Genomic DNA, 11,716 nt, shown 5'->3' with positions numbered 1-11,716 from the left:
TTTCTGCCACGGTCACCGACGCCAGCTCCGATACCCGACGACGGCAAGTATCCAGAGGCAGGCTATCACGCTCAGGCGTGCGATGAACGGCTCCGCTGTCCGGCTGAAATAGGCCAGCACACCGAACGCGATGGCGAACGTGACGTGGCTGACACCCAGCTTCTTCGGCCGCTCGTCCCGCCAGTAGAGCCACGCTTGACCGACCATCCCCAGACCGACGAGGATATAGAACGCGTCAAAGTACGTCGATGGCGTCGACTGTGTGACGCCCACCAGTATCGAGAGTACCCCCCCAATGAGAAATGGTGGTACGGATTTGACGAACGAATGTACCTTGGCGGAGGCCGCACTCATCGTATCAACGTACATTCAGGTGGCGAATATAGTTTTTCTTCGCTGTTGCTGCAGATCAGTGGCCGTATACTCGTCGAGCCACGCGGTGATGCGGTTGACGGAGGGGCTGTCGCTTTTCGACAGCTGTCGTCTCGCCCCGCGCCTGCCACTGCGACTGTTGCCGCACAGGGCTGTCGAACCCGGGCGTCGAACCGTCGGCAGCTACTGGAATCGAATCAGTAGTAGCCCGATGAGGAACGCGACTGCCCCGAACAGTGCCAGAACGCCACTTTTCGCCGGTGTATTCGCCGCGAACACGAGTATCAGCCCCCCTGCGAACACCGACCCGATACCCCTCCGGTCCTCTTTCGTTAGCCTCTCCATGAACTTGAATTAACAAGCCTCACTGAAATAACTTGGGCGTCGTCGTAACACCGTCACGTCGCTCGTACAGCCGGCAGTATCACTCGGCGGCGTACTCGTCTAGGAACGCCACCAGCCGGTCGGTCACCGCGGTCGCGTACTCGACGAAGGAGAGATGGCGCCCTTCGACGGCCTCGGCACTTCCCCGTGGCAAATCCGCGGCCAGCGATTCGGCGGCCGCGGTCGGCACGACGGGGTCGTCGACGCCGTAGTACACCTCGGCGGGCTGGGTCACCTCGTACAGCGGCGGCGCCGAAAAGTCGGTCATGGCCGCCGCCTGGGCGGCGAAGGCGTCCCCGGTCGCGTCCTCGGCCTCGCGCCACCCGACGATGCGGTCGACGAGGTCGGGGGCCGCTTCCCGGAACTGCGGCGAGAACGCGCCGTCGAGGGACCGCTCGGGGCCGTTGTCCAGTGCGAGCGAATCGAGCGCGTCGGCGTCGATGTCGCCCCCATCGGCCGCCGTGTTGTACAGTGTCAGCGTCCGCGCCCGATTGTACTCGTGGGCATACTGTAGCGCGACCATCCCGCCCAGGCCCGCGCCGACGAGGTGGGCACTCCGGACGCCGTGGTCGGCCAGGATCGCTTCGAGGTCGGCGGCGAGGGTCTGGACGGAGTACGCACCACTCGGCGCGTCGGAGTCGCCGGTGCCCCGCAGGTCCCACACCAGCGCCTCGTAGGGCCCGGCGATGGCGTCGTGGTGCCAGCCCCACAGCCACGCCCCGTAGCCGATGTCGTTGAGAAACACTACTGTCGGCCCGTCGCCGGTGGTCTCGTAGTGCAGGCTGACGCCGTCTTTGGTTGTGGTCGCCATCTGGCTGGTGGTTCTGGTGGTGGGCGCGTGGCTGTTTCGATTCGCGACCTGGCAACCCACCGATCTGTCCGCGTCCGGAACGATGACATCCGCCCCGCCCTGCGGGGCGGGGTTTTGCCTCGATTCTTCGAGAAAACTGCGGGAGAGCACTGTGGGGTACCCCCCGGTACTACCCAGTGGCGTCTGGTATACTCGCCATTGAAAATCAATGCACACCCGATCGCACGACGACGGTGCGGTCGGTGTGTAAATCGTTTCAATTGTTACTACAGGGTTCGACCCGGTTCGGTCGAGATGGCTTGCCGTCAGTAGGTGTCTACGTCGTACGACACGTTACTGTCTATCGAGCGGATTCCGTGGTCCTCGTAGCCCTCGACCCACAAATCGACGTAGTTATCGGGGGTGTCGGGATCGTTTTTCTGCCCAGCAACCGTGGCGTAATACTGGTACCCCCGGAGATTCCGCTCCGCACGTGGCCCTGTCGGGTCGATCGGATTGCCATAGACCGTGATCTTTTCCTCCGGATCCGAGTCGTACTCGTCGACTTCGATACTGATATCGATGTCACCCTCGCTACCGTCAGTCCAGAAACTGATCGACGCGTACGTTGTCGATGCGGCCGCTGGCGTACTGGTAGCAGCAATCCCACCAGTCAGGAGGGTTGCAGTGACCGCGCCCTTTTTGATAGCACTTCTCCGGGTTAGCTTATCTTTCCGTGACATCAAATTATGGCACGTAGTGAAAATTAATAAATTCTTTTTCTAGAACATTATATATTGACACCTGCGGGTATCACTCTCGGGCGTAGTGACGCCGGAGGCGCCGCTCAGTACGGTGAACAGACGCAAGAATTGGGCGCAGGCTGGAATAGCCCGAAAGCGCTAGACGTTCGCGACGGACTGGAGAATCGACTCGGCGTCGTCGAGCGCGTCGTCCAGTTTCTCGCCGTCGGGACCGCCACCCTGGGCGAAGTCAGCGGGGCCGCCGCCACCGCCGCCGACGCGGCCGGCGAGTTCGCCGACGACTTCGCCGGCGTTGACCTCGACGCCCTCTGGGACGGCGACGACGAACTGAGCGCCGGAATCGCCCGAGCCGAGCACGGCTATCTGGCCCTGCTCGACGACGGCGTTGGCCTGGGCGCGCAGTTCGTCCATGTCGGCGTCGATGCGCTGGACGACCGCGGTGGTCCCGGCCACGTCGACCTCCTCCGTGTCCGCGCCACCGGCTGCGCGGGCCTGTGCGAGCTGCTCTTTCAGCTCCTCTATCTCCTTGCCGCGGGCCTTCCACTCGTCGAAGAAGCGGGCCGCGGTGTCGGGGACGTCGCCGGGGGCCACGTCGAGGGTGTCAGCGGCTTCGTAGAGGGCGTCCTCGGTTCGGTGGGTGGCCTCGATGGCCGCGTCCCCGGCCGCGAACGTGAGGCGGATGACGCCGTCCTGGACCCGTTCCGTGTTCAGCAGCTTGATGGTCCCGATGTCGCCGGTGCGGGCGACGTGGGTGCCACCGCAGGCCTGGATGTCGTCGGCCACCTGGATGAGCCGAATCTGCTCGCCGGCGGGGATGCCGCCCTGGTAGAGGTCGAAGCCGTGTTTGGCCTCGGCCTCGTTGCGGTCGGGCCACTGCTGGGTCACCGGGACGTTGTCCTGGACGAGGTCGTTGGCCAGTGACTCTATCTCCTTGACCTGTTCGCGGGAGACGGAGTCGTAGTGGGAGACGTCGATTCGCGAGGAGTCGACGCCCTTCTGGGCGCCGGCCTGGCGGACGTGCTCGCCCAGCACCTGCCGGGCGGCGTGGACGACGATGTGGGTCGCCGTGTGGTGTTGCATCAGCCGCTTGCGTCGGGTGGCCTCGACCTGCCCGCGGACGAACTCGCCCTTGCCGGGGTCGTCGTCGACGGTGTGGCAGATGACGCCGTCGTACCGCTGGACGTCCTCGACTTCGACGGTTACGTCGTCCGTCGAGAGCGTGCCGTGGTCCGGCGGCTGGCCACCGCCCTCGGGGTAGAACATCGTCTGGTCGAGCACCACGTCGAAGCGGTCGTCCTCGCGGTCGAACACCTCTAACACGACGGCCTCGAACTCCATGCGCTGCTGGTCCTCGTAGTAGAGCCGGTCGGTGTCGGGCAGTTCGGCGAGTCGGTCGGCGTAGGGAACGCCCGACTCCTCGGCCGCGGCGGTCTCCCCGCCGTGGCGGTCGGCGACCACGGCGTAGAAGTCGTCGGGTACGTCCACGTCGACGCCCCGTTCGGCGGCTATCTCCTCGACCATGTCGGGCTGGATGCCGTGGGAGTCGTACAGCTCGACGAGTTCTGTCGTGGGGATGGGCTCGCCTTTCTCAGCGTAGTCGTCGGCCAGCTGGCGCACGCGGCGACCCCCGCGGTCGAGGGTCTCGCGGTACTTCTCGACCTCGGTCCGGACGATGTCCCGAATCGTGTCGCGGTTCTCGTAGCCCAGCCGGTCGGCCTGCATGTCGACGAGCTCGTCGAGAGGGGCGTCCACGCCGACGCTGTCGACCAGCCGCTTGGTGCGCCGGAGGACCATCCGCGCGAGATAGCCCGTTCCGACGTTCGAGGGGACGATGCCGTCCCCGAGCATGTACGCCAGGGTGCGGGAGTGGTCGGCGATGGCGTATATCTCCTCCAGCGGGGCGACGAGGTCGCGCAGCTCGGAGACGTCGACGCCGACCTGCTCGGCGATGGTGTCCCGTTCGGCCTCGATGTCCTCGGCCTCGTCGATATCCATCCGGCCCGCGAGTTTGGCGGCGTTGTGGACGATGGCTGCCTCCTCGTCGGTGAGTTCGATGCCGGCGTTGTCCTTGAGGAAGGCTATCATCTCGGGGTAGACCGCCTCGTACACCGTCGGGGTGCCCTGGGAGACCCAGGTCCATCGTTCGAGCCCGTAGCCGGTGTCGACGACGTAGGTGTCCATCTCCGAGTAGCGGTTCCCGTCTTTCATCTCGTACTCGCCGCCGGGGTCCTGCTCTAGGGACATGAACACGAGCGTCGCCAGCTCTGCGCCCTGGTAGATGACCTCGAAGGCGGGCCCGGCGTTGCCGCCGCCGACCCACGGGTCCTCGATGAGGGTGAGCTCGTCGACGTCCGCGCCCAGCTCCTCGAACAGCTCGACGCAGTACTCGACGGTCTCCTCCTTCCAGTACACCTCACCCTCGTAGGCGTACTCGCCGGGGTCTTCGATGTCCTCCTTGGCGTTGAAGGCGTGGTGGGCCATCATCTCGAAGGCCATCGTGTGTCGGCCGGTCTTGCCGACGTTGTCGATGTCCTGCATCCGGATGCACGGCTGGGAGATACAGAGGGGATTGGCCGGCGGTGGCGTCGTCCCGCTCGTGACGAGCGGCTGGAAGTCGTAGATAGACGCCTGTGTCAGGAGGACGTCGTCACGCCAGCGGTTGGCCGCGACCGGGTACGGGTCGATGCGCTCGTGGTCTCGCTCCTCGAAGAAAGAGAGGAACGCCTCGCGCATCTCGCCGAGGGCGTACTCCTCGTCGAATCCGGGCGTGTCGATGAAGCCGTACTCGGCACACGGGGGCTCGCCACAGGTGTCGCGGTCGGCCCGCGACCAGAACATATCGCCACACTCGGCACACTCTTGCCGGTGGAATCCCGCCTCCTCGAAGTAGTCGAGTTGGTAGGCCTCGTCGAGGTCGCTCATTGGCGTAACGTTCGCCCAGCAGCGGGTAAAACTGTTCCGAAGGGGTCTACGGATCGTTGTAGATTATTTCCGACCCGAGGTCGGCGTATACCGGCACATCACTACAACGGTCCGTAGCAGCAACTGACTACAGTCGCACCGCGGTCGTGCCCGATATCGTCTCGGGGACGAGAATCTCCTCGGTCGTCTGTGAACCCGAGGCCGTCGTGATGCGTATGGTCGCGCTTTCGCCCTCCCCGATTTCGCTGCCGAACGGTTCGGCGCCGTCGATGAGAGTCTCGTTGTCGCCCTCACCGAGTTCCAGCTGTATCTTCAGGCGGTCTTCCTGGTCGTTCAACACCGGGCTCGACCCGTCGCTGTCCTGGACGGTCGCGACGGCGAAGTACCCATCTGGATTCCCACCGGTGCTGTTCTCCGCGAGCTGGTAGAACGAGCCGTTCGGTCCGACCCACTGCACTGTCGTCGTCTCGAGGTCGATGTTGCTCGCGCCGGGGCCGGCCTTTACCACGAGGCTCACGACGCCCACTGTGCTGTTGTCCAGATCGGTCCCCGTCGTACTGACGACCTGGATGCGGTTCGACGTCGCGTCGCTCGCGCCCTGGCCGGTCGCTTCGGCGCCGCTCTGGAGGAACCCAGCCGTGTTGATGAGCACGCCAGCGGCGATGGCCGCGACCAGCACCATCGCGATGAACACGATGAGTGTCCCGATACCGACCTGCCCCCTGTCGTCGGGTGCTTGGTCATTCAAGCTGTACATTTCAGTTACTGATAGCTTGGTAGTTGCACTTGTATAAAGCTGCGTGAGCAATTATCGGCGGTGAAAACAGCAGGTAGCGACCTACTGCGTTCTATTCGGTGTTCGCCAGCGAGGCCAGCATCGCTTCCAGCTGGACCCGTTCGTTCGCCCCTTGCGTGATTCGGTAATCGGTCTCGCCGACCCGTTCGAGGATACGAACCGCCGCGCGGTCCTCGACCTCGAACTCCCAGATGGAGCGATGCAACTGGTCGATGATGTCGCCGCCGGCGATACCCTCCTCGGTCAGCAGGCGGTCCAGTGTCGCCCGCGCCGCGGTGAAGTCCCCGTCGAGGGCCGACTGGACCATCCCGTGTATCTCCTCCGGTCGCGCGGTGGAGGTGATGGCGTACACCGCCGATTCGTCGACCACGTCGCCGCTGACCGAGGCGGCCTGCAGCCCGTTGATGGCCTTGCGCATGTCCCCGCCGGCGGCATAGACGAGCGCGTCCAGCCCGTCGTCGGTCAGTTCGATGTCCTCTTCGCTGGCGATGTGGCGAATCTCTTCCTCGACGGCGTCGTCACTGAGTGGCGAGAAGCGGAACACTGCGCAGCGAGACTGGATAGGGTCGATAATCTGACTGGAGTAGTTACACGAGAGGATAAAGCGGACGTTGTTCGAGAACTGCTCCATCGTCCGGCGGAGTGCTGATTGAGCGTCTGAGGTGTTGTGAGTCAGTATCCCGTTTGCGAGCATGAAGTTCGGCGTCCCCTCCATGCTGATGTTGTACGCTTTCCCACGGTGGCTGTACTCGATATTCCGCACTTCGACGGTTTCAACTGTCTGAACGCCACCGTCGGAGACAAGCGCCGGTTCGAACTCGTTTCTATCGTAGTGTTCGTGGTGTGGAAGTTCCTCGTCCCCAACGACGATGAACGTATACTCGTCGCCGTACGTCTCTAGGAACTCTTCTACTTTCTCTACTTGACCCCACAGCTCGGCGGAACCCTTGACTTCGATGACCGTGTCGTCGATGATGAAGTCGGGGCGGAAGACGGTGTCGGACAGTTCGAACTCCGGTTCGTACTGGTACTCTACTCCGGCGTCTTGCAGGGCCTTCGCGACTTCGTACTCCCAGTCGGACCGAACGAGATGGCCAAGTTCGTCGCTGTGTCGGATATTTCCACCCGTCGGCTTGTGACCTTGCAGTGCTTCCGAGACTTTCTGTGCAACCTCGGGGTCACGCATCGGGTTGTTGTCCCCGGTAATGTCACAGACGGGATAATCGCAGTTTTCGGTGGCTTTCTCGATTATCCGCTCTTTTTCATCATCGTCTATACTCTCCCACCACTCTGCGCAGGCACGTCCGATGTCTTCTTTGACTTCTTCGGCGTCTGCATCGACGACCCATTCCTCCCACGAGGTTCCAGACCGTCTCTCGCTAATCTTTTCGCGGAACTGTTCGATCGCCGTTTCGTCCATCTCCCACACTGAAACACCGTGGAACTCCCCGCCATGATTGGGGTTGTTCTCTCCAGCAAACCGCCCATCGGAGAGTTTTTCGACGATTTTCTCACGTCGCTCTTCGGACCATTCCGTGCCGTGCATCGGATTGCCGTCTCCTTGCATCCGGCGGCTGTGACCCTCGTTCTTGCAATCGAGGGAACAGAATCTCCCAGCAGTCCAGTCGCCACAGACCTCGCACCGTGAGACGCCAATATCCGTTTTGAAATCGGCGATTTCGTCACCAAGAGATAGCTCCTGTAGCTCTTTTTCGACCAGTTTCCCGTTCTCATCGACCACGAAGAACGGATGGGAGAGACTTGCACGCATCGTTCGTCCGTCCGCCAGTTCGAGTTCGAAGAAGTCCGCGATACCCGAGTCGACTAGTTTCCCCTTGTCTGACTGGACCTCGTTTGTGTCGAAGTCGACGGACGGAATTGGTTCGCCGTCTTCGGCGACCTCTTCTATCGGCTTTACCTCCGGTGACGACGGGTACCCGGTGACGACTTCGGTACCCGGAGGAACGCACAGCGCGTCTGCCTCATCGAGGAAGATGATGCGGTAGTTGTAGCCGCCGAAGCTCGTGCGCGCGAAGTTCTTGATGCGGTCCCGGACCACGTCGATACCGCGCTCGTCGGAGGCGTTCAGTTCGAGGAAGTTCTCCTGCCAGTCCTCGCCGTACAGCTCCCGGGCGATGGCGGTCGCACTGGTCGTCTTTCCAGTGCCGGCCGGACCACTGAACAGCATGTGGCTCAGGTCGTTGCGGTCGACGTAGCTCTGCAGGCGCCCGACGATGTCCTCGTGACCCATCACGTCGTCGAGTGACTCGGGGCGGTACTTCTCTATCCACACTTCTTCCCGTCCCGCCCGCGACTCGGCGTCGGCCTCACTCATGTATCAGGGGTGGCGTGGGCCCGGCATAAACGAACCGTTCGCCTCGGCGGCTACCCCCTCGCCCACGATACCGGCCCAGCAGTAGTGTCGTCTCGTGGATTGCTGGAAGTAATTCGGCCCGTTTCGTCGCTAACGGCGCCCTACTCCCCGGCAGCCGGCACATAGCTTTGCTGCCTCATAGTCAACTAGTACCATGGGAGAGACAGCCAACCACGAGCGACAGCGAACGGTCACCGAATTCGCCGATGGGACCATCCGGTCACTCGCCGAGCGCGTCCGGGGGACGGTGCTGGAACCCGGCGACGACGGCTACGACGAGGCCCGGACGATATGGAACGGGATGATAGACAACTACCCCGCCGTCGTCGTCCAGTGCACCGGGACGGCGGACGTCGTCGCGGCCGTCGACTTCGCCCGGGAGACCGACGCCGACGTGTCGATACACGGCGGCGGGCACAACGTCTCCGGGAGCGCCGTCGCCGACGGCGGCCTGATGATAGACCTCTCGCTGATGAACGGCGTCCACGTCGACCCCGAGGCCGAGACGGTCCGGGCCGGCGCCGGCGCGCTCCTCGGTGACGTCGACCACGAGACTCAGCTGTTCGGTCTCGCGACGCCGCTGGGCGTCGTGACGGAGACGGGCGTCGCCGGGCTCACGCTCAACGGCGGCTACGGCCACCTCTCGCGGGAGTACGGGCTGGCGGCGGACAACCTCCGCGAGGTGGACATCGTCACCGCCGACGGCGAGGTCAGGACGGCCAGCGAGGACGAGCACGAAGACCTGTTCTGGGCCATCAGAGGCGGTGGTGGCAACTTCGGCGTCGTCACGTCGCTCGAATACCAACTCCACGAGGTCGGCCCGGAGGTGTCCCAGCTGTTCGTCTGGTACCACGCAGACGAGGCCGCCGGGCGCATGGCGACCTTCCGCGAGTGGACCGAGTCGGCACCACGACACGTGGCCGTCCTCCCCTTCCTCGCGCAGGTTCCCGACGAGGGGCCGTTCCCCGAGGACGCGTGGGGCGAGCCGGCGCTCGTCTTCTTCGGCTGTTATCGGGGCGACCCGGAGACGTTCGACGACGTGCTGGGCCCGCTGACCGACGGCGACCCCATCGTCGACCTCAGCGAACGGACTCACTTCGAGGACTTGCAGGCGCTGCTCGACGAGGACTACCCCGACGGGCTCAGGTACTACTGGAAGTCGCTCTACCTGGCGGACCTGACCGACGAGGTCGTCGACCTGATGGTGCGGTACAACGACAGCGCCCCCTCCGACCTCTCGACGGTCGACATCTGGTGGCTCGGCGGTGCCGTCGCCGACGTGTCCCAGGACGGGACCGCGTTCTGGCACCGCGACAAGCCGTTCATGCTGACGTTCGAGGCCAACTGGGAGGACCCGGACGCGGACGACCCAAACGTCGAGTGGGCCCGGACGGGCTTTGCCGCCGCGGAGGACCTGGCCGTCTCGGGCGGCCGCTACGGCAACTTCCCGGGCTTCGCCCAGGACCCCGCAAACCTCCTGTTCGGCGAGAACTACGACCGACTGGTCGCGGTGAAGACGACCTACGACCCCGAGAACCTGTTCCACCTGAACCAGAACATCGCGCCCGAGACGTAGTTACGCCAGCAGCCGCGTCGGGTCCGCGAGATACTCTTTCAGCGTGTTCATGAACCGCGCGGCGTCGGCCCCGTCGATGACCCGGTGGTCGATGGCCAGCGAGAGCGTCAGCGTCGGTTCCGCGACGACCTCGCCGTCCCTGGCGACCGGCCGCTCTTTCAGTGCGCCCACGCCCAGGATGGCCGTCTCGGGGACGTTGATCACGGGGTCGGCGTACTCCCCGCCGATGGCGCCGAAGTTCGTGACGGTGAAGACGCCCCCCTGCATCTCCTCGCGGTCGATGTCGCGATTGCGCGCGCGGGAGACGAGTTCACTTGTGTCTGCGGCGAGCTCCAGCAGCCCCTTCTCGTCGACGTCCTCGACGACGGGGACGACGAGCCCGTGGTCGGTCGCCGTCGCCACCCCGATATCGCGGTCGCTCCGGTAGACAATCTCCTCGGCTTCCGTGTCCAGTTGCGTCGCGAGAATCGGGTGTTCCTCCAGCGCGGCGGCGACACATTTCAGCACCAGCGGCGTGTAAGTGAGCTCGACGCCCTCTTTCTCGGCCAGCGGCTGGAGTCGCTCGCGGGCCTCGACGAGCCCGGGGACGGCCACTTTGTCGTGGTGGGTCGCGTGGGGGACCTCGCGCCGGGAGCGGGCCATCTGCTCGCCGATACTCCGGCGGACCCCGCGATATGGCTCCCGCCGGTCCGCGTCGCTCGCCTCGACAGGCGTCGGCTCCGCGCCGACCTCGGCTGCCGTCTCCTGGAGTTCCGAGACCACTCGCTGGGCAACCTCGCGAACGTCCTCGTCGGTAATCTCGCCGGATACCTCTTCGCGCTCGCTCACGGTTTCACCGTTCGCGCTATCCGAGGCGCTTCGCGCCTCGCTGGCGACAGCGCGCACGGCCGCCGCGTCGACGTAGGGCTCGCCCTCGCGGGTCTCGTCGGTCGGGACGGCGTCGATGTCGACGCCCAGCTCGCGGGCGAGCCGACGCGTGGCCGGCGTCGCCAGCGTGTGGTCACGGCGCTCGGCCATCGGGTCGGAAGTCGCCCGCCGGACGGCGGACTTGACGGCCGGCCCGTCGTCCCGGAGGTCGACGACGGTCGTCTCGGTGTCGCCGTCGTCCTCGACGGGCGAGATAACTCTCGTCGGCCCGTCGTCGTCGCTCACTTTCGAGACCACGGACGTCGGGCCACTGTCGTCGTCCTCGTCGTCGCTCACTTTCGAGACGACCGAGGTCGGACCGTCACGCTCGCCCTCGTCGACCTGCGAGACGACCGACGTCGGGCCGTCGTCGTCGTCGGCCGCCTCGCTGGCGGCCGCTTCCACGTCGGCCTCGGTGATGCGGCCGCTCGGCCCGGACCCCTCGACGGCGGTGATGTCGACACCCTGCTCGCGGGCGAGCCGTCGCACACTCGGCGGGGCGAAGGCGCGGCTGTCGGCGGCCGTCTCGTCGCTGGCCGCCTCGCTGCCGGCGGCCTCTCCGCCGCCTTCGGCCGTCTCGGCGCTCTCTGCTTCGACGCCCTCCTCGATGGAGACCAGCACCTCGCCGGTGGCGACGATATCGCCGACCTCGGCGTGCAGTTCGCGGACGACGCCGTCGACCGGCGACGGGACGTCGACGGCGGCCTTGTCGGTCTCGACTTCGGCGAGCACCTGGTCCTCGGCGACCGCGTCGCCGACCGCGACGTGCCAGGCAAGCACCTCACCCTCTGCGACCCCCTCACCCAGGTCGGGCAACTCGAACTCGAACATG

At 64.9% G+C, this 11,716-nt stretch carries 9 protein-coding genes; 1 reads left to right on the top strand and 8 read right to left on the bottom strand.

What is annotated here, in order from left to right; translation table 11 throughout:
* Nucleotides 1–12 precede the first annotated feature (12 nt).
* The 7 genes from EGD98_RS09255 to EGD98_RS21270 form a co-directional block, all read right to left on the bottom strand.
* Nucleotides 13–354 carry a hypothetical protein gene (locus tag EGD98_RS09255; RefSeq protein WP_220588095.1) on the bottom strand — a complete coding sequence of 114 codons (342 nt, stop codon included), beginning with the start codon at nt 352–354 and terminating at the stop codon, nt 13–15.
* A gap of 201 nt (nt 355–555) precedes the next feature.
* Entirely contained in the window at nt 556–717 is a 162-nt protein-coding gene (locus EGD98_RS09250) for a hypothetical protein (RefSeq protein ID WP_220588094.1), read from the bottom strand.
* A 79-nt stretch (nt 718–796) separates the two neighbouring features.
* Nucleotides 797–1,567, bottom strand: coding sequence for an alpha/beta fold hydrolase (locus EGD98_RS09245; protein ID WP_220588093.1), 771 nt, complete (start codon nt 1,565–1,567; stop codon nt 797–799).
* 305 nt (nt 1,568–1,872) lie between these two features.
* Nucleotides 1,873–2,289 carry a hypothetical protein gene (locus EGD98_RS09240; RefSeq protein ID WP_220588092.1) on the bottom strand — a complete coding sequence of 139 codons (417 nt, stop codon included), beginning with the start codon at nt 2,287–2,289 and terminating at the stop codon, nt 1,873–1,875.
* A 159-nt stretch (nt 2,290–2,448) separates the two neighbouring features.
* A complete protein-coding gene (alaS, locus tag EGD98_RS09235; RefSeq protein ID WP_220588091.1) occupies nt 2,449–5,232 on the bottom strand; it encodes an alanine--tRNA ligase in 2,784 nt (927 codons plus the stop codon).
* A gap of 127 nt (nt 5,233–5,359) precedes the next feature.
* Nucleotides 5,360–5,989 carry an archaellin/type IV pilin N-terminal domain-containing protein gene (locus tag EGD98_RS09230; RefSeq protein ID WP_220588090.1) on the bottom strand — a complete coding sequence of 210 codons (630 nt, stop codon included), beginning with the start codon at nt 5,987–5,989 and terminating at the stop codon, nt 5,360–5,362.
* A gap of 91 nt (nt 5,990–6,080) precedes the next feature.
* Nucleotides 6,081–8,363 (bottom strand): replication factor C small subunit, encoded by a 2,283-nt coding sequence (locus tag EGD98_RS21270; protein WP_220588089.1) that lies wholly within the window; start codon nt 8,361–8,363, stop codon nt 6,081–6,083.
* A gap of 193 nt (nt 8,364–8,556) precedes the next feature.
* On the opposite strand from EGD98_RS21270, the gene EGD98_RS09220 reads away from it, so the two are divergent.
* Complete coding sequence (locus tag EGD98_RS09220; RefSeq protein ID WP_220588088.1) at nt 8,557–9,978, top strand: FAD-binding oxidoreductase; 1,422 nt, start codon at nt 8,557–8,559, stop codon at nt 9,976–9,978.
* Here EGD98_RS09220 and EGD98_RS09215 read toward each other — a convergent pair whose 3' ends face one another.
* Nucleotides 9,979–11,715: a 2-oxo acid dehydrogenase subunit E2 gene (locus EGD98_RS09215; RefSeq protein ID WP_220588087.1), complete on the bottom strand. Its 1,737-nt coding sequence runs from the start codon at nt 11,713–11,715 to the stop codon at nt 9,979–9,981.
* Nucleotide 11,716 lies beyond the last annotated feature (1 nt).

Origin of the sequence: Haloarcula salinisoli (assembly GCF_019599405.1) — an archaeon.
GTDB lineage: Archaea > Halobacteriota > Halobacteria > Halobacteriales > Haloarculaceae > Haloarcula > Haloarcula salinisoli.
This window is presented reverse-complemented; position numbering and strand designations above follow the sequence as displayed.